This is a genomic window from Comamonas sp. 26 (assembly GCF_002754475.1).
Classification (GTDB): domain Bacteria; phylum Pseudomonadota; class Gammaproteobacteria; order Burkholderiales; family Burkholderiaceae_C; genus Comamonas.
The window spans coordinates 320,033-337,374 of sequence record NZ_PEFL01000001.1 but is presented as its reverse complement, the minus strand read 5'-3'; the positions used below and the strand labels follow the sequence as shown (position 1 = coordinate 337,374).

The following is a 17,342-nucleotide window of genomic DNA, read 5'->3' as shown; positions in this document are numbered from 1 at the left end:
GTCTAGCCGCGTAGACAGTGATTCTAAGTCTGAGAGTCCTACGCTGGGCGTAGGCTGTATCCGCGGCCCCACGGAATGCATTCTCCAAGGGTGCTACTGCGGATGAGATTTCAAAATGTGAAAGTTCTTACAGCGCGGTTTCCGCGCCAATGCGATTGAAATCAGGCTTTTCAGGCACCTCGCCCATATAAATCAAGCGCAAGACGCTCACTTTTTTAACAATTTCCCTGCCGTTCCTTGGCGATAGCGAGGTTATGCGGCCTGCCAGCCTCCTAGAATGTTTCATTTCCCGTCATCCACTTCCGGAGCTCGCCATGGATTTCATGAAAATCATCACCAAGCAACTGATTGAAATCATCGAATGGACCGATGATTCGCGCGACACGCTGTCATACCGCTGGCCTGATGAGGACAAGGAAATCAAGAACGGCGCCCAGCTGATCGTTCGCGAGTCGCAACAGGTTCAGTTTGTCTCCGAAGGCCAGTTCGCAGACCTGTTCAATCCGGGTCGCTATCAGCTGACCACGCAGAACGTTCCCATCCTGTCCACACTGCGTGGCTGGAAGTACGGCTTCAACTCGCCCTTCAAGTGCGATGTTTACTACATCAACACACGCTTGTTCACGGGCAACAAATGGGGCACGTCCAACCCCATCATGATGCGTGACAAGGACTTTGGCGTGATCCGTCTGCGCGCCTTTGGTACCTATGACTTCCGCATCGTGGACCCAGCCAAGTTCCTCAAGGAAGTAGCGGGCACTGATCAAAATTTCCGTCTGGACGAGTTTGCCGACACCATGCGCTCGCGCATCGTCAGCATCTTTTCTGAAGCGCTGGCCAAGGCACAAATTCCCGCGCTCGACGTGGCCCAGCGCTATAGCGAGCTGGGTGATGCGCTGCTGCAGCTCATCAACCCACCTGTCGCAGAAAAATACGGCCTGGAGATCACCAGCTTCTTGCTGGAAAACGTCTCCGTGCCGCCCGAAGTCGAGCAAGCCATCGACAAGCGCTCGAGCATGGGCGCCATTGGCAATCTCAACGACTATGTGAAGTACCAGATGGGCCAAGCCATGGCCAACGGCGGCGAAGGTGCGGCTGCGGCCACCATTCCCGCCACCATGGCCATGGGCTTTGGTATGGCACAAGAGATGATGAAGGGCATGCAGTCTGGCGGCGGCACTATCGCAGCAGGAGCAACTGCCGCAGATCCCTTCTCGCCTGCTGCCTCACAGGCCGCGCAAACACCGGCCGCGCCTGCTGCTGGTGGACTGCAAGTTCTGACCCCTGCGCAAGCAGCGCAGGTGCTGGGCGTAGCCGAGGCCGATGTACTGGCCGAAATTCAGGCCGGAAACCTCAAAGCCCGCCAGATCGGCAGCCAGTGGCGTATTGCGCAGGCGGCACTTGACGAGTTCTTGAGAGGCTAAGAGCCCCCTGAGCCGTAACGCGGCTTCCCCTCTCTCGCTTCGCGGGAGGGGTCTACGCCCTCTTGCTGCGGGGCGGCCCTTTCCCGGCGTCTCTTTGATTGGCTGCGCCGGTGTCCAAGGTCCAATGCAGTGCCTTTGAGAAATGCACGCCGTGACCGACAAAGCCCCTTCTTACAGCTATTCCCCTGCCACTGAAGCAGCGCCGCCCGCCATGGTCGGCAAACACGTCTGTCCGGAATGCGCAGGCAATTTAGAGTGGAATGCCAAAGCCCAGTCTCTCAAGTGTCCCTACTGCGGAACGGTAGTGCCCTGGAGTGAGGAAACGCAGCCTGAACTAGGCCAGGCCGTCTTGGAGCAGGATTTAGCCGACGCTTTGCGCAACCCGGCCAATGGCCGCGGCTGGGGAACCAATGAGCGCTACGAGGTGCAATGCCAGAATTGCCGTGCCATTTCGGTCTTTCTGAACAAAACAACAGCCCAGCGCTGTGACTTTTGCGGTTCACCCGCCATCGTGGCCCACGAAGAGCGCAATGACGCCATCACGCCGCAAAGCATCTTGCCATTCAAGATCAGCGACGGGCAGGTTCGCGACAAGATTCGCCAGTGGTATGGCAGCCGCTGGTTTGCGCCCAGCAAACTCAAAAGCGCAGCACTGACCGATACGCTGCACGGCGTGTACCTGCCCTACTGGACCTTTGACGCCCACGCCGCCGCCCAGTGGCGCGCCGAGGCCGGCTATTACTACTACACCACCGAGTCGTATCGCGACAGCAACGGCAATGTGCAAACCCGCCAAGTGCAGCATGTGCGCTGGGAACCAGCATCAGGCAGCTTGCAGCATTTTTTTGACGATGAACTGGTGCCGGGCACCGTCGGCGTACAACCTAATCTGCTACGCCAGATTGAGCCCTTTCCCACCACCACTGACCTCAAACCCTACAGCCCCGAGTTTGTGCGCGGCTGGACGGTAGAGCGTTACCAGGTGGACCTGAGCAAAGCCGCCAAGCTCAACGAAGAAGATATGGATAGCCAACTGCGCAATCTTTGCTCACAACAGGTCCCTGGCGATACCCAGAGAAACCTGCAAGTGCAGCGCCAGTACTCAGGCCGCACCTTCAAACACACGCTGGTACCCGCCTGGCTGGTGGGCTACACCTACGGCAGCAAGACCTACCAGATCGTAGCCAATGGCTATACCGGGCAGATTGCCGGTGAACGGCCTTATAGCTGGGTGAAGATCACATTCGCCGTTCTGGCGGTGATTTTGCTATTGATGCTGATTGCTCCGATGTTGGTTCAGCGCTAATTTCATAGCTGCCTGCGCTTGATTTCATTGGGTTTCAGATCATTAATTAAATGAACCTCATACCATCCAAGCGCAAGCAACTATTAATTCAATAGCGCATCAGTCAATGCTTAATCGAACACTTCCGCCAACTTGAACGTTGGCTGCTTCAGATCCTTCTCGGACAGAGAGAACGCAACATCAAGCTCAGGCCACGCAATACCAATATCCGCATCGTTCCAAAGCAGGCCACGATCCGACTCAGGCGCGTAATAGGCTGTGGTCTTATAGACAAAATCAGCTGTATCGCTGAGCACCAGAAACCCATGGGCAAAGCCCGGCGGAATCCAGAGCTGATGATGATTCTCAGCCGTCAGCTCTGCTCCCACCCACTGGCCAAATGTCGGCGAGCTGCGGCGAATATCCACCGCCACATCAAACACTGCGCCAGAGGTCACGCGAACCAGCTTGCCCTGGGCATGAGGTGGCAACTGATAGTGCAAGCCACGCAGCACACCCTTGCTGCTGCGGCTGTGGTTGTCCTGGATGAAATCGTAGTCAGTACCCGTTGCCGCGTTGAATGAATCCTGCTTGAAGCTTTCCAGAAAAAAGCCTCGCCCATCCTTTTGCACATCTGGCTCAAGAAGTTTGACTTCTGCAATGGCTGTAGGCAGTACCTTCATCGAATACCACCCTCAAGACATTGCATCAAGTACCGACCATATCCATTCTTGAGCATAGGCTTGGCTAGGACTTCCAGCTGAGCCGCATCAATCCAGCCCGAGCGATAAGCTATTTCCTCTGGACAAGCCACCTTCAACCCCTGCCGCTGCTCCAGAGTCGCGATAAATTGCCCGGCCTCCAGCAAACTTTCATGCGTACCGGTATCCAGCCACGCATAACCACGCCCCATCAATGTCACATTGAGCTTTCCTCGCTCCAGATAAATGCGATTGACATCTGTAATCTCCAACTCACCTCTTGCAGAAGGTTTAATGGATTTGGCAATCTCTACAACCTCTGAATCGTAAAAATAAAGCCCTGTAACCGCATAATTACTCTTCGGTACTTTCGGTTTTTCCTCAATCGATATAACTCGACCCTTTTTATCAAACTCCACAACGCCATACCGATTAGGATCTTGGACATGGTAGGCAAATACAGTCGCACCAACACTAGACTGATTCGCCGTTTTTACCAACGCCTGAAAGTCATGCCCATAAAAAATATTATCCCCAAGCACTAATGCACAAGAAGCACCAGCCAGAAATGTTTCAGCAATCAAGAAGGCTTGTGCCAAACCATCGGGGCTGGGTTGAACTGCATATTCAAGACTTAGCCCCCACTGGCCTCCATCGCCCAGCAATTGCTGAAACCTTGGCGTATCTTGAGGCGTTGAGATTATCAGGATTTCACGAATACCCGCCAGCATCAGCACGCTGAGCGGATAATAAATCATGGGCTTATCATAAATCGGCAACAACTGTTTGCTGATTGCCAAAGTGGCCGGATGTAGCCTGGTACCCGTACCACCGGCCAAAATAATTCCTTTACGTGCTTGCGTCATTACTCAGTTCGACTCCAAACTAATCAGCAACCAAAAGCGTATATAACAAGCGTTCCACACCAAGCTGCCACATTGGCAAATGCAAATGCATTGTGGACTGAAGTCTTCCGGTATCCAGTCTTGAATTCAATGGGCGCCTGGTGCATGCCAGTTTTTTACTAGTCTCCACGCCATCAATATTTTTCACAGCCCAAGCGATATCAGGGCGCATGCTGCGCGCTTGCTGAATGACATAGCTTGCATACGAATGCCAGTTCGTTTCACCGCCTGCGCTTAAGTGGTAAAGGCTCATATCCTGCTCATTCGCAACCACATGTCTGATGGCATGCGACGTAATGTCTGCAATCAGGTCAGCCCCTGTTGGGGCTCCCCACTGGTCATTAATGACACTCAGCTCTTCTCGCTCCTGAGCGAGCTTCAGTATTGTTTTGATGAAATTGGAGCCTCGCGCCGAATAGACCCAACTTGTGCGAAAAATCAGATGACGGCAGCCAGTCGCTGCAATGCGCTGTTCACCTTCCAGCTTGGTCTTGCCATAGACCGACAAAGGTGCCGTGGCATCGCCTTCCTTGTGCGGATGACTGTCACCACCTTCAAACACATAGTCAGTGCTGTAGTGCACCAGCAAAGCGCCCAGACTCAGAGCCTCTTGCGCCATGATCTCCGGAGCCTCAGCATTCAGGCGCATTGCCAAGTCAGGCTCGCTTTCTGCCTTATCGACCGCGGTATGAGCTGCGGCGTTCACGATGACATCGGGTGCCATCGCGCGAATCATCTGCGCCAAACGATCCAAATCAGCAATATCACCGCCAATTACCTGCCGATCTAGGGCGACCACATCACCCAATGGCGCAAGACTGCGCTGCAGCTCCCAGCCGATCTGGCCATTTTTGCCAAGAAGCAGCAACTTCATATATCGGATCCATCGCTGTATTGCTTTTGAACCCAGTCACGATAGGAGCCAGACTGCACGCTTTTGATCCACTCCGGGCTATTCAAATACCACTGGACCGTTTTGCGAATACCTGTTTCAAAAGTCTCAACAGGCCTCCAGCCTAATTCACGCTCCAGCTTGCGCGCATCAACGGCATAACGACGATCATGCCCTGGGCGATCGGTCACATAGCTAATCTGTTCTGCATAAGGCAAGCCATCAGTGCGTGGTCGTATTTCATCGAGAATATGACAGATAGCAGTGACGATTTCTATATTAGTTTTCTCGTTCCAGCCACCAATATTGTAAGTTTCGCCCAGCTTACCTTCTTCCAAAATACGACGAATTGCACTGCAATGGTCACCCACATAGAGCCAGTCTCGGACTTGCAGGCCATCGCCATAAACAGGCAGTGGTTTCCCCCCGAGTGCATTCAAAATTACCAGCGGGACCAGCTTCTCTGGAAACTGAAGCGGCCCGTAGTTATTACTGCAATTAGTGGTCAGAACAGGAAAACCATAGGTGTGATGCCACGCTCTTACCAGATGATCCGAGGCTGCCTTGCTTGCCGAGTAGGGACTATTTGGTTCGTAGTTACTCGTTTCAGTAAATGCGGCCTGATCTGGGGCTAGCGATCCATAAACCTCATCGGTCGATACGTGCAAAAACCTGAACTCTGTTTTGGCCCTCCCTTCCAGCCCAATCCAATAGTTGCGCACAGACTCCAGCAAGCGAAAAGTACCAACGATATTGGTTTGAATAAAAGCATCAGGGCCGTCAATCGAGCGATCGACATGGGTTTCGGCTGCGAAGTTCACTACCGCGCGGGGCTGATGATGTGCCAGCAACCGCAAAAGTTCATCACTATCGGCAATATCTAGTTGCGCAAACGTATGACGAGAATCACCTCTCAAGCAAGCCAAGTTCTCAAGATTCCCAGCATAGGTCAACTTATCAATACTCAAAACTGATTCACCGACCGATGACAGCCAGCCCAACACAAAATTGGCACCAATAAATCCTGCTGCACCGGTCACAAGAATCATGGAATACGTCCCTAGTTAGTGACTCTCACTCAAACTTGATACAAATCTAAATCTCACCCCCAGCGCTTTTCAGCCATCACCAGCAAACCATCAAAAATCAGGTTATTGATCAGCTGAAAGGGGCGAGTCATGCTTGGAGACATCTTCCAGCCCGCACCGCCAGCCATGATGCACATGGGCTCAGTGCCGCAATACTCAGCCAGATGCTGGTACATGCGTTCAACAGCTCCCGCGATGGCATAGGTGCCGCCACTGGTCAATGCATCACTGGTGTTCTTGGGAAAGCTTTTGACATCGCCTGTAGGAACATGCAGGCCCGCCGTCCCCCCTTCCAAGGCTTTGAGCATGATGCCATGACCGGGAATAATCAGGCCACCGAGGAAATGTCCTTGAGCATCCATGGCATCCACCGTGACAGCGGTACCGACCATGACGGTAATCAATGGCCTTGCTTCACCCAGCTGCAGCATGTGGTGGCGCGCACCAATCATTGCGACCCAGCGATCAGCGCCTAGCCGGGAAGGATGGTCATAACCATTGCTCACGCCAGCCTCAGCCGTGGAGGGGATGGCCCACTGCGGCTCGAAGTTCCAGCCCACCATGAGTTCAATTTGTTCATGCACACGGCGTCTTGCCGTCTCTCCAGCCACGACGCAGCCCAGCATGCGATCGGGCGCCGGCAAGCCTGCCCAGGCTCCTTCTGCCAGTCGCTCGATATGCTCCAGAAACTCCGCCCCATGCGCCAGCAAGGCAGCCCCAGGACGGTGATCTTCATACATGGCCCACTTCAAACGAGTGTTGCCAATGTCTATCGCCAAAAATGTCATGCGGCGGATTATCAGTACTTTTCCCCGCTGCAGGCACTCGGTTGCAACATTCATTACCTATTGATGGGAAATTGTCAAAAAAGCGCTGAGTCCATGTCCTGCAAGGAATCTCCTGTATTTCCATGTAAAGTGAAACGCCTATTTCTTCCATCACTTTGAGGAGTTGAAAACCATGGGTCTGTTCAGTTTCATTAAGGAAGCCGGTGAAAAACTGTTTGGCGGCAGTGATGCTCATGCGGCAGCGCCATCGGACGACTTGAATGTCAAGGCGGCTCAAGCCATCGCAAACTACATCAACACCCAGAATCTGGGCCTCTCCAATCTGCAGGTGCAGTTCGATGGCTCTCAAGGCAAGGTCACGGTGCAAGGTGTCGCCCCCACCCAGGCTGCGAAGGAAAAAGTCACGCTTTGCTGCGGCAATGTCGCCAATGTCCAGTCTGTGGACAATCTGATGAGCGTCACCAACCCCGAACCCGAAGCCCAGTACCACGATGTGGTGCGCGGCGACACACTGTCGGCAATCTCCAAGAAGTATTACGGTGACGCCAACAAGTACAACACCATCTTTGAAGCCAACAAGCCCATGCTCAGCCACCCGGACAAGATTTATCCCGGTCAAAAGCTGCGCATCCCTGCGCTTTAAACACAATTGACACCGAAAAAAGCGCTCAAATGAGCGCTTTTTTCATACCTCCAACGCTAGACTACTTTCCATGAAAACTCTGCTCACAGGCGGCGCCGGTTATATCGGCAGCCACACCGCCATCGAATTGCTCAGCCACGGCCATGAAGTCGTGATCTTTGACAACTTCAGCAACAGCCATCCAGAAGCCATTCGGCGAGTAGAGAAAATCACCGGGCACTCGATTCCGGTCATCCGCGGCGACATCCGCGACCAGGGTGCACTGGAGCAGGCTCTTAAAGAGCACAACATCGACAGCGTGGTGCACTTTGCGGGCAAGAAGGCGGTTGGCGAATCGGTCGCCCAGCCCGTGGACTATTACGACAACAACGTTAACGGCACCCTGGTTCTGCTGCGCGCGATGAAGAACCAGAATGTACGCAAGCTGGTGTTCAGCTCATCGGCCACCGTCTATGGTTCACCGCAGTATCTACCGCTCAATGAAGAGCACCCCACTTCTGCCACCAATCCTTATGGTCGCAGCAAGCTCATGGTGGAAGAGATTCTGGCTGATCTCTACCGCTCTGACTCGCAGTGGTCGCTGGCTGTGCTGCGCTACTTCAACCCCATCGGTGCGCATGCAAGCGGGCTGATTGGCGAAGACCCCTCGGACATTCCCAACAACCTGCTGCCCTTTGTCGCGCAGGTCGCCGTGGGCCGCCGCGAGAAGCTGCAGATTTTTGGCGGCGACTATGACACTGTGGATGGCACCGGCGTACGCGACTACATCCATGTCGTGGATCTGGCCCGGGGCCATGTCAAGGCGCTGGAAAAACTGGCCGGCCTGGCCCAGCCCGAACTGCTGACGGTCAATTTGGGCACTGGCAAAGGCTATAGCGTGCTTGAAGTCCTGCAGGCCTTTGAAAAGTCGTGCGGCAAAACCTTGCCCTATGCCATCTCCGAGCGCCGCCCCGGCGACGTGGCTAGTTGCTATGCCAACCCGGACCACGCCCTGAAAACACTGGGCTGGCAAGCCGAGCACAGCCTGGAGGCCATGTGTGCTGACACCTGGCGCTGGCAGAGCCAGAACCCGAACGGCTACCGCGAGGCTTAAGTTTGTGGCTGCTCTGGCATCACTGATTCCAGGGCAGGCCACGTTTGCGCCAGCCGCTCAGGCGGCCCCGCTGACCGTTGGCGTCCACATCGCCTTCAAAGCCTTCTAGGATGTTGTAAGCCTCAATGCCCAGACCTGTGGCGCGCTGTGCGGCTGCGACAGAGCGCACGCCGCTGCGGCATAGCAGCACGACTTTTTTGCCTTCGGGCACGGCTGCGCGAAGCTGCTCATCGAAATTTTGATTGGCCGCCATGCCTGGCCACTGCTTCCACGCCACGGCAATCGCGCCCGGCACCTTGCCTACCCATTCACGCTCGGCATCGGTACGCACATCGACCAGCACGGCTTCGCCGCTTTGCAGCCATTGCCAGGCCAGCTCCGCTGGCACATCGCCGGCATAGCCGGTTGCGGGCTGAATTTGCATCGTATTGCTCATATTGAATCCTTGTTGTTGGGTGCCACGGCAGCCCGTCTACTCCCAGGCGGGCAACGGCTTGTCTCTCAATGACCTGCGCAACTGCTTCCAGTCGGGCAGTACCTGCTCCACCACGGACCAGAACTGCGGGCTGTGATCCATATGGTGCAGATGCGCCAGCTCATGCACCACCACATAGTCAATGATTTGCGGGCTGTGCTGCATCAGCCGCCAGTTCAGCCGGATGATGCCACCGCTAGTGGCGCTGCCCCAGCGCGTGCTGGCACTGCTCAGCCGCAGCGCATTCCAGCGCACATCCATCTGGGCGGCATAGTGCAGCATGCGCGCGGTGAAATGGGTGCGGGCTTCCCGCAAAATCCAGGCCTGAACGGCGGCGCGAATCTGCGCAGCAGATGCCTGTGCAGTTAGCGGCAGGTGCAGGCTTTGCGTGCCATCTGCCGCCTGTTCTCTATGAGTTTGCCGAGTGCGCAAAGGCTGGGTTGCATCACCCGTCAGCCGCATCACCATAGGTTGGCCCAGATAACCCAGCAGCCCGCCTTCTTGCCAGAAGATACGGGCTTGGTTCTTGATCTGCTGACGCTGGCCCGATTCCTGCAGTTTGCGCACAATCCAGTCGGCCTTGGTCTGAAGCGCGGATTCAATATCCCCCATGCCCAGCCATTGCGGCGCGGTAACCTCAAGGCCTTGCGCCCCCACACTAAAGCCGATGCTGCGGCGTGCTGAACGGCGCAGCAAGTAAGCCACGCTACGCCCTTGTAGCTGCGCGCTGTGACTGGCACCGGGGTGCACAGGCAAGGCCGCCTGCACTGGCGGCTCATCTTCTACAAAATCAATAGCATCTACCGCTGTATCAGCAAGCGGTTGAGCAAAATTTCTCTCAAAATCAAGCGCAGCCTGCTCTGCATCCATCGCCGTGCCGCGCAAGCGCCTGCGCGGTATCAAGCCGCCCTGCCCGTCTTCAACAGCAGGCGGAGTCAGCCATTGCCAAGCTTGCTGCAAGCTATCGCCTGTGGACATGGATTAGGTTCCGCGGCTGATTAACTTTTGTGGGCGTAGGCCTCGGGGTCAAGACGCTGCATTTCTGCCTCAATCCAGGCCTCCACCTCCGCCATCAGCTCATCATGCTTGCGGCCGACGGAAGGAATGGGATGGCCAATAGACACATCCACTACACCAGGCGACTTAATAAAAGCCTTGCGTGGCCAGCACTTGGCCGAAGTCACGGCGACGGGCACCACGGGCGCGCCGGTCATGATGGCCAGGCGCGTGGCACTGGTCTTGTATTCGCCCTTTTCGCCGCGCTTGATGCGTGTCCCTTCGGGAAACATGATGACCCAGGTGCCTTGATCGAGCAGGCGTTTGCCTTGCTCTACCACCTTGTGAAAAGCGCGCGAGCGCTGGGCGCGGTCAATGTGGATCATGTCCAGAGCACCAATAGACCAGCCAAAGAACGGAACCTTGAGCAACTCCTTCTTGAACACATAGGCCAGTGGACGCGGCATGATGGCTGGCATCAAGAAGGTCTCGTAGGTGGACTGGTGCTTGACCAGCAACACCACGCCTTGCTTGGGGTCGGTTGGCAGGTTCTCCATACCCTGCACCCGGTACTGAATCCCCATGATGACCTTGGCACTGTCCACCGACAGCTTGAGCCACGCACGAGCCACGCGATAAGTCTTGGAGGATGAACCACTGACCCACTTGGTCAAAAGCACAGCGAGGGTGTAGGGAATGACGGTGATGACCATCCACAGCATGTGGAGGACTGAACGGATCAGGGACATGACGGCAATCGAAAAGCTTGAGTGCAGGCACCCGTTAATGGGGCTCAAAATCTGCAAGAAACATAGCAGCTTGCGCTGATCTTTCAAGCGGTTGGGACTATTTTGACCTAAAACCTGAAATCAATGGAAGGCAGGCGCTGAATCGGCTGCGGGAGCTCCGCCATCACTGAGCGGCAGCAGCATGTTGACCACGGCTTCCAGATCAGGATAACGCTCACTGCCCTCTGGGAGATTGGCATCGCCGCTGGACTCGGGTCTGGCTGTGGACTCCACAAACACCAGATGCGCACCCAGCGCCTTGCCGGCCTGCAAATGCTCTACGCCGCTGCCAATGGCCCAGATCTCCTGGCCTTCCGCACCGTAGCGGTCAGCAATCTGCTCAAACAAGGCGGCACCCGGCTTGCGGCACAGGCAGTCTTCATCGGGGGCATGAGGGCAAAAAAACACGGCTTCGACCCGGGCACCCACGACCGCCAGTTCACGCTGCATCTTGGCGTGCACGGCATTGAGCTCAATCACATCAAACAGCCCGCGCCCCAGCCCCGGCTGATTGGTCGCCACCACCACATGCCAACCTGCGCGATTAAGGCGAGAGACCGCCTCCAGCGCACTGGGCACAGCCACCCATTCATCGGGACTTCCGATAAAGCCTTGCGCACCCCATTCATTCAGGGTGCCATCACGGTCAAGAATTGCGATCTTCATGAAGCAGGCTTTAGGTCAGTGACATCGGTGACAAAAAAGCCCGCTTACCTTGAGGTCAAGCGGGCTTGCGATCAAGGCTTAAGAGCTTACTGGCCTTCCCAGCGCTTGAGCACCAGGGAAGCATTGGTGCCACCAAAACCAAAGCTGTTGGACAGCACGGTCTTCAGTTCGGCATCACGGGTCTGAGTGACCAGAGGCATATCGCCCAGCAGCGGATCAGGGGTATCCACGTTCACGGAACCGGCGATAAAGCCCTTGTTCATCATGATCAGGCAGTAAATAGCTTCCTGCACACCGGTTGCGCCCAGCGAGTGGCCGGTCAGCGACTTGGTGGACGAGAACGGAGGCACCTTGTCACCAAACAGCGCACGCATGGCGCGCACTTCCTGCATATCGCCCACCGGGGTCGATGTACCGTGTGTGTTGATGTAGTCGATGGGCGCATCGATGGTTTCCATGGCTTGCTGCATGCAAGCAATGGCGCCATCACCCGAAGGTGCGACCATGTCTTCACCGTCGCTGGTAGCACCAAAACCGACCACCTCGGCCAGAATGTTGGCACCACGGGCAAGAGCATGCTCCAGGCTTTCCAGCACCACCGCACCGCCGCCGCCAGCGATGACGAAACCGTCACGGTTGGCATCGTAGGCACGCGAAGCCTTCTCGGGCGATTCGTTGTTCTTGCTGGACATGGCACCCATGCCATCAAACAGCAGGGACATACCCCAGGACAGCTCTTCGCCGCCGCCAGCAAACATCACATCCTGCATGCCCCAGGCGATCTGCTGCGCAGCCGCGCCAATGCAGTGTGCCGAGGTAGAGCAAGCCGAGGTGATGGAGTAGTTGATGCCCTTGACCTTGAAGTTGGTCGCCAGGCAGGCAGACACCGTAGAGCTCATGCAGCGTGTGACCTGGTACGGCCCCACGCGACGAATGCCTTTTTCGCGCAGCGTATCTGCCGCTTCAATCTGGTTGGCTGGCGAGCCGCCGCCCGAGCCCATGATCAGGCCGGTGCGGGGATGGCTCACCTGCTCAGGCGTCAGGCCCGCTTGCTTGATGGCGTCTTCCAGAGCGATCTGCGAGTAAGCCGCCGCATCACCCATGAAGCGCAACTGCTTGCGATCAATGCGTGCTTCGATGTCGATTTCAGGGATACCGGCCACCTGCGAGCGCATGCCCAGCTCGGTGAATTTCGGCATGGCCTTGATACCGGTGCGGCCTTCGCGCAGCGAGGTCTCCACCGTTGCCAGGTCATTACCAATGCACGAGACAATGCCCGCGCCGGTGATCACTACCCGCTTCTTGGTCATGCTGGCGTTCCCTTGGCACCGTCTTCGCGCAGGAAAAGGCCCACGCGCAGATCATTGGCCACGTAGATTTCCTTGCCGTCAGCCAGCAGGCGTGCATCGCCAATGGCCATGTTCAGCTTGCGCTTGATGACGCGCTTGATATTGATTTCGTAGGTCACCAGCTTAACGTCCGGGCCCACTTCGCCGGTGAACTTGACTTCGCCAGCGCCCAGAGCGCGGCCCTTGCCGGGCAGGCGCAGCCAGGTCAGGTAAAAGCCGATCAGCTGCCACATGGCATCGAGGCCCAGGCAACCGGGCATGACGGGATCGCCCTGGAAGTGGCACTTGAAGAACCACAGGTCGGGGTTCACATCCAGCTCAGCCACAATCTTTCCCAGACCGTGCTCACCGCCGTCTTCATCAATGTGCGTGATGCGATCGAACATCAGCATGGGAGGCAGGGGCAGACGTCCACTATCAGCGCCAAACAGCTTGCCTTCGCCGGACGCGATCAATTGTTCGTAGGAAAAAGATTCAGCCATTCTTTCAATTGCTCCACGGCAGCCTGTGCAAGCTACCCGTTACTCTATATTTGGGTGGGTGGGTCTACGCCCACACGGGCGCACATAACCCGGCATTATCAAGGCTGCCGCCATACCCGAGACAAAATACCCGTTATCTGGATCGAAACTCTGCCACAAATATGGCAAGACCTGATGACAGAAGTGCTTATCCCATATGGGGAACTGCCCCATGAAACTCAATCTTCTGCGCTTCGATTCCTGCGCCACGCAAAGCCACAGACCGCAAGGCACAGCAGCGTCAAAGGCAGCAGCCCCAGCGCATGTACCCAGCGCGCATAAGGCGTCAGAGTGTCTCGCCCCTGCACCTCGCCTTGCAAAACAGCCCGGTCAAAGGGTGCCAGCGCGCTGACGACCTCGGCCTTGTGGTTGATGACCACAGTGGCCCCTGTATTGGTGGCACGCAGCATGGGGCGCTCAAACTCCAGAGAGCGCATGCGGCTGATGGACAGATGCTGGTCAATGGCCACCGAATCGCCAAACCAGCCAATATTGCTCAGATTGACCAGCATCGTAGGGGCCGTGGCGGCATTGCCAAAGTGCGCTGCCAGCTCTTCACCAAACAAATCTTCGTAACAAATATTGGGGGATAGACGCTCACCCGCCCAGTTCATGGATGGCTGACCCAAAGCGCCTCGATTGAAGTCTCCCAGCGGAATATTCATCAACTCAGTAAACCAGCGGAACATGGGCGGAATGAACTCGCCAAACGGCACCAGATGGTGCTTGTCGTACTGATAAGGCTGGGTCTGCCCGGGCAGCCAACCCTCCACCGTATTGGTAAAGCCCTGGTCCCAGTTGCCCAGCGGAATACCTACCAGCGCGGCCTGCTGGGAGTTTTTGCTCACAAACGGCTGGCGCACAAAGTCCATATAGTCTTCGGGCAGTTGCTGGGGCAGCAGCGGGATAGCCGTTTCAGGCGCCACCACCAGTTGTGCCTTGGCGTCATGCAGCTGCTGGGCATACCAGCGCAACGCATCCACCACACCAGAGCCCATTTCAAATTTTTCATCCTGTGGAATATTGCCCTGCAGCAATGCCACGCTCATGCCAGGCTGCAAACTGGGAGCCTCAACGGCTTGATTGCGCTGCCACCACAGGCCGCCCAAGGCCAGAGACAGGGCAGCAACACTTACCACTGCGGGCTTGAGCTGTAGTACGCGCTGCTGCGTCTGCCAGCGCCAGACCAGCATGGCCAGCCAGGCCGCAATCCAAGCCGCCACAAAACCGGTGCCATAGACACCCACCCAGCGCGGCAGCGCGGCCAGCGGGCCTTCTACATGGGCATAACCGCCAGCCCCCCAGGGGAAGCCGGTCCACAGCCAGCCACGCGCCAGTTCTGCCAGCGTCCACAAAGCAGCAAAAATCATAGCTGTCAGCGCATACGGTGTATGCGATAGACGTTTAAAAAACCATGAGGCAATGGCGTAATAACTGCCCAAAAACGCGGCCAGCGCCAGCACCGCAGCCACAGCCAGCGGCGCGGCCAGGCCGCCGTAGGTGTGCATGGAGATAAACAGCCACCAGAAGGTAGCAGCCAGCCAGGCCGTGCCAAACAGCCATGCCCTGCCTGCGGCCTGCCTTGCGGTGCCCGCCGCCAGCAATGCATGAACCAGCACGGCCAGCGACAGGATCTGCAACCACCACAGCGGGCGACCATAGCCGCCCACCAGTGTCAGCAGCCCATCACCCTGCCCGCGCGCCCAGGGCCAGGCCAGAGAAAAGGCCTGCAAGCCGCCCGCGACCAGCATCAAAAGCCCGCTCATCCAGCCCTGGGGCTTGGCGACGGGGGTTTTAACAGTGGAGGCGGTTGTGGTCATAAGAATCGACAGGCTCTAACAAAAACACCCAACCGGGTGGCTGGGTGTGTTCAAGGATAAGGGATATCAGTTCCTCACCAGACTGTCTGGCGATGGATCGCGCACGACCTTGAACCAGCGCACCGCGCCACCCTTGGTGTGGAGCACGGTGAACTCCAGCCCACCCAGATGAATCTGCTCGCCGCGCTTGGGCACATGGCCGACTTCATGGGCGATCAGGCCGCCAATGGTGTCGAAATGCTCATCAGGATCGCTGGCCTGCAGCGTGGTCTCGAATTCCTCGCTCACATGCTCGACGCTGGCATCTCCCGCCACGCGGTAACTGTTGTCGGCCAGGGCGAAGATGTCGCCCTCATCCTCGGGGATGTCGAACTCGTCCTCGATCTCGCCCACGATTTCTTCGAGCACATCTTCAATCGTCACCAAGCCCGCCACGCGGCCAAACTCGTCGATAACGATGGCCAGATGGTTTCGGTTGGCGCGAAACTCGCGCAGCAAATCGTTGAGGCCCTTGCTCTCGGGCACAAACACGGCGTGGCGCACCAGAGCGCGAATATTCAGGGTTGGAGAGCGCTGCAGCTTGAGCAAATCCTTGGCCATGAGAATGCCAATGATGTTCTCGCGCTCGCCCTGATACACAGGAAAGCGCGAGTGGGCCGTGGTGATGACCTGGTGCAGGATTTCTTCAAACGGAGCGTCAATATTGACGAGATCCATGCGTGGCGCAGCCACCATTACCTCGCCGGCGCTCATATCGGCCATGCGAATCACGCGCTCCAGCATGACGCGGGACTCGGTGCCGATGACCTGGTTGTCTTCGGCCTCAGCCAGGGTTTCGATCAGTTCATCGGTTGATTCCGGAGCCGGATGAATGAACTCAGCCACCTTTTGCAGGAAGCTTCGCTTGTCTTCCCTCTCAGGAAGTCGCGAATGATGGGGGTCAGACACTGTCTTGGAGTGCAGGACGTGCGGTAGTCAAACAAGCTAGCAAGAATAACGGATTGTGATGACAACAAGCTTGCGACTGCGCAAAAGCCATGACCCGATATTCCAGCCATCGCTGAATTAGTCACCTTTTGATAGCTGTTTGCGCTTACCTGGATTGAGCCAGAGGCATTTCAACCTTCAAACTTCGAACACTGCTACAGATTTACAGCGCAATCGAAAACAAACGCCAAGGCAGCTTACTCGCCCGACTTGTGACGGCCTTCCTGCACACCCTTGCGCACTTCCTGTACGCCGGCCAGAAAGCTCCAGAAATTGACGGCCTGCTTCTTGAGCTGGTAGTCCATCTCGCCCAGATGCTCAGTCACCAGCTCGCTCACATGGGTCTCGAAGTTGGCAGGCGGCAGCTCCAGATAGGCTTCGGCTTCCGAGCCCTCACGCTTGACGGTCGCGCCCGCATTGCGTGCGATCTTGAGCATGGCCGTGTTCTCAGACAGCGCATGAATAAACATCATGCTCACATTCTTGCTGCGAGCATGCAGCACGGCACGGTCAAACAGGCGCGCGCCCAGCCCCTTGCCGCGTGCCGTCTTGAGCACGGAGACACCGAACTCGGCGCATTTTTCGTACTCAGGGTGACCGGCAAACGCCAGGTGGGCCATGGCGATCAGCTCCAGGCGGCGGTTGAAGATACCGAAGATATCGTCACGCTCGAAGTCCAGCTGCTCCACATAGCGCGCCACCTGTTCGTCGTTAGCCGCATAGCCGAAACGCAGATAGCGGTCCCGCGCATCGAGCCTGAGCAGGTGCTTGGTAATGCGATCACGGTGGCGCGGGCTCAACGAGCGAATAGGCACCAAGGACGGCGAGCGACGCTCGGCGCTATGGGGCTTACCCATGTCGCGCAGCCAGCCTGAGCCAGCCTGCCAGGGCGATTTCAACCAGTCTTTGGGGAGGTTCATG

At 56.8% G+C, this 17,342-nt stretch carries 18 protein-coding genes; 4 read left to right on the top strand and 14 right to left on the bottom strand.

Annotation, left to right across the window (positions count from 1 at the left end; all coding sequences use genetic code 11):
- Positions 1-314 precede the first annotated feature (314 nt).
- Together CLU84_RS01615 and CLU84_RS01610 are read left to right on the top strand one after the other, a co-directional pair.
- Positions 315-1,424, top strand: a complete 1,110-nt coding sequence (locus CLU84_RS01615) for an SPFH and helix-turn-helix domain-containing protein (RefSeq protein WP_099735636.1) — start codon at positions 315-317, stop codon at positions 1,422-1,424.
- Positions 1,425-1,635: 211 nt separating this feature from the next.
- The gene (locus CLU84_RS01610; protein WP_099737805.1) at positions 1,636-2,730 is read left to right on the top strand and encodes a zinc ribbon domain-containing protein; all 1,095 of its coding nucleotides are present in this window, start codon (positions 1,636-1,638) and stop codon (positions 2,728-2,730) included.
- Positions 2,731-2,840: 110 nt separating this feature from the next.
- Here CLU84_RS01610 and rfbC read toward each other — a convergent pair whose 3' ends face one another.
- The 5 genes from rfbC to CLU84_RS01585 are packed head-to-tail and all read right to left on the bottom strand — an operon-like array spanning position 2,841 to position 7,083.
- Positions 2,841-3,392 carry a dTDP-4-dehydrorhamnose 3,5-epimerase gene (gene rfbC / locus CLU84_RS01605; protein WP_099735635.1) on the bottom strand — a complete coding sequence of 184 codons (552 nt, stop codon included), beginning with the start codon at positions 3,390-3,392 and terminating at the stop codon, positions 2,841-2,843.
- Positions 3,389-4,276 (bottom strand): glucose-1-phosphate thymidylyltransferase RfbA, encoded by an 888-nt coding sequence (gene rfbA / locus CLU84_RS01600; protein WP_099735634.1) that lies wholly within the window; start codon positions 4,274-4,276, stop codon positions 3,389-3,391. Before rfbA ends, rfbC begins: the two co-directional genes overlap by 4 nt.
- A 19-nt stretch (positions 4,277-4,295) precedes the next feature.
- Positions 4,296-5,189: a dTDP-4-dehydrorhamnose reductase gene (gene rfbD / locus CLU84_RS01595; RefSeq protein ID WP_099735633.1), complete on the bottom strand. Its 894-nt coding sequence runs from the start codon at positions 5,187-5,189 to the stop codon at positions 4,296-4,298.
- Entirely contained in the window at positions 5,186-6,256 is a 1,071-nt protein-coding gene (gene rfbB, locus CLU84_RS01590; protein WP_099735632.1) for a dTDP-glucose 4,6-dehydratase, read from the bottom strand. The genes rfbD and rfbB overlap by 4 nt, the downstream gene beginning before the upstream one ends.
- 53 nt (positions 6,257-6,309) lie before the next feature.
- Positions 6,310-7,083 (bottom strand): type III pantothenate kinase, encoded by a 774-nt coding sequence (locus CLU84_RS01585; protein WP_099735631.1) that lies wholly within the window; start codon positions 7,081-7,083, stop codon positions 6,310-6,312.
- Positions 7,084-7,255: 172 nt separating this feature from the next.
- On the opposite strand from CLU84_RS01585, the gene lysM reads away from it, so the two are divergent.
- Positions 7,256-7,726, top strand: a complete 471-nt coding sequence (lysM, locus tag CLU84_RS01580) for a peptidoglycan-binding protein LysM (protein WP_099735630.1) — start codon at positions 7,256-7,258, stop codon at positions 7,724-7,726.
- Positions 7,727-7,796: 70 nt separating this feature from the next.
- On the top strand, positions 7,797-8,819 hold the full coding sequence (gene galE / locus CLU84_RS01575; RefSeq protein ID WP_099735629.1) for a UDP-glucose 4-epimerase GalE: 1,023 nt from the start codon (positions 7,797-7,799) through the stop codon (positions 8,817-8,819).
- Positions 8,820-8,838: 19 nt separating this feature from the next.
- Here the strand turns inward: galE and CLU84_RS01570 are convergent, their stop codons facing one another.
- The 9 genes from CLU84_RS01570 to CLU84_RS01530 form a co-directional block, all read right to left on the bottom strand.
- Entirely contained in the window at positions 8,839-9,255 is a 417-nt protein-coding gene (locus CLU84_RS01570; RefSeq protein ID WP_099735628.1) for a rhodanese-like domain-containing protein, read from the bottom strand.
- A 36-nt stretch (positions 9,256-9,291) separates the two neighbouring features.
- Entirely contained in the window at positions 9,292-10,272 is a 981-nt protein-coding gene (locus tag CLU84_RS01565) for a M48 family metallopeptidase (RefSeq protein ID WP_099735626.1), read from the bottom strand.
- 20 nt (positions 10,273-10,292) lie between these two features.
- The gene (locus CLU84_RS01560) at positions 10,293-11,039 is read right to left on the bottom strand and encodes a 1-acyl-sn-glycerol-3-phosphate acyltransferase (protein ID WP_099737804.1); all 747 of its coding nucleotides are present in this window, start codon (positions 11,037-11,039) and stop codon (positions 10,293-10,295) included.
- Positions 11,040-11,159: 120 nt separating this feature from the next.
- Entirely contained in the window at positions 11,160-11,744 is a 585-nt protein-coding gene (locus CLU84_RS01555) for an HAD-IIIA family hydrolase (RefSeq protein ID WP_099735625.1), read from the bottom strand.
- A gap of 86 nt (positions 11,745-11,830) precedes the next feature.
- Complete coding sequence (fabB, locus tag CLU84_RS01550; protein ID WP_099735624.1) at positions 11,831-13,054, bottom strand: beta-ketoacyl-ACP synthase I; 1,224 nt, start codon at positions 13,052-13,054, stop codon at positions 11,831-11,833.
- The gene (gene fabA, locus CLU84_RS01545) at positions 13,051-13,575 is read right to left on the bottom strand and encodes a bifunctional 3-hydroxydecanoyl-ACP dehydratase/trans-2-decenoyl-ACP isomerase (RefSeq protein WP_099735623.1); all 525 of its coding nucleotides are present in this window, start codon (positions 13,573-13,575) and stop codon (positions 13,051-13,053) included. The genes fabB and fabA overlap by 4 nt, the downstream gene beginning before the upstream one ends.
- 218 nt (positions 13,576-13,793) lie before the next feature.
- Positions 13,794-15,434 (bottom strand): apolipoprotein N-acyltransferase, encoded by a 1,641-nt coding sequence (lnt, locus tag CLU84_RS01540; RefSeq protein WP_099735621.1) that lies wholly within the window; start codon positions 15,432-15,434, stop codon positions 13,794-13,796.
- Between the two features lie 66 nt (positions 15,435-15,500).
- Entirely contained in the window at positions 15,501-16,382 is an 882-nt protein-coding gene (locus CLU84_RS01535) for an HlyC/CorC family transporter (protein WP_099735620.1), read from the bottom strand.
- Between the two features lie 236 nt (positions 16,383-16,618).
- On the bottom strand, positions 16,619-17,341 hold the full coding sequence (locus tag CLU84_RS01530) for a GNAT family N-acetyltransferase (RefSeq protein ID WP_099735619.1): 723 nt from the start codon (positions 17,339-17,341) through the stop codon (positions 16,619-16,621).
- Position 17,342: the final 1 nt, after the last annotated feature.

Bases quoted from the DNA above. Each gene is read 5' to 3' on its own strand.
- CLU84_RS01615 (WP_099735636.1), top strand. From the start codon at position 315: ATGGATTTCATGAAAATCATCACCAAGCAACTGATTGAAATCATCGAA.
- CLU84_RS01610 (WP_099737805.1), top strand. From the start codon at position 1,636: ATGGTCGGCAAACACGTCTGTCCGGAATGCGCAGGCAATTTAGAGTGG.
- rfbC (WP_099735635.1), bottom strand. From the start codon at position 3,392: ATGAAGGTACTGCCTACAGCCATTGCAGAAGTCAAACTTCTTGAGCCA.
- rfbA (WP_099735634.1), bottom strand. From the start codon at position 4,276: ATGACGCAAGCACGTAAAGGAATTATTTTGGCCGGTGGTACGGGTACC.
- rfbD (WP_099735633.1), bottom strand. From the start codon at position 5,189: ATGAAGTTGCTGCTTCTTGGCAAAAATGGCCAGATCGGCTGGGAGCTG.
- rfbB (WP_099735632.1), bottom strand. From the start codon at position 6,256: ATGATTCTTGTGACCGGTGCAGCAGGATTTATTGGTGCCAATTTTGTG.
- CLU84_RS01585 (WP_099735631.1), bottom strand. From the start codon at position 7,083: ATGACATTTTTGGCGATAGACATTGGCAACACTCGTTTGAAGTGGGCC.
- lysM (WP_099735630.1), top strand. From the start codon at position 7,256: ATGGGTCTGTTCAGTTTCATTAAGGAAGCCGGTGAAAAACTGTTTGGC.
- galE (WP_099735629.1), top strand. From the start codon at position 7,797: ATGAAAACTCTGCTCACAGGCGGCGCCGGTTATATCGGCAGCCACACC.
- CLU84_RS01570 (WP_099735628.1), bottom strand. From the start codon at position 9,255: ATGAGCAATACGATGCAAATTCAGCCCGCAACCGGCTATGCCGGCGAT.
- CLU84_RS01565 (WP_099735626.1), bottom strand. From the start codon at position 10,272: ATGTCCACAGGCGATAGCTTGCAGCAAGCTTGGCAATGGCTGACTCCG.
- CLU84_RS01560 (WP_099737804.1), bottom strand. From the start codon at position 11,039: ATGTCCCTGATCCGTTCAGTCCTCCACATGCTGTGGATGGTCATCACC.
- CLU84_RS01555 (WP_099735625.1), bottom strand. From the start codon at position 11,744: ATGAAGATCGCAATTCTTGACCGTGATGGCACCCTGAATGAATGGGGT.
- fabB (WP_099735624.1), bottom strand. From the start codon at position 13,054: ATGACCAAGAAGCGGGTAGTGATCACCGGCGCGGGCATTGTCTCGTGC.
- fabA (WP_099735623.1), bottom strand. From the start codon at position 13,575: ATGGCTGAATCTTTTTCCTACGAACAATTGATCGCGTCCGGCGAAGGC.
- lnt (WP_099735621.1), bottom strand. From the start codon at position 15,434: ATGACCACAACCGCCTCCACTGTTAAAACCCCCGTCGCCAAGCCCCAG.
- CLU84_RS01530 (WP_099735619.1), bottom strand. From the start codon at position 17,341: ATGAACCTCCCCAAAGACTGGTTGAAATCGCCCTGGCAGGCTGGCTCA.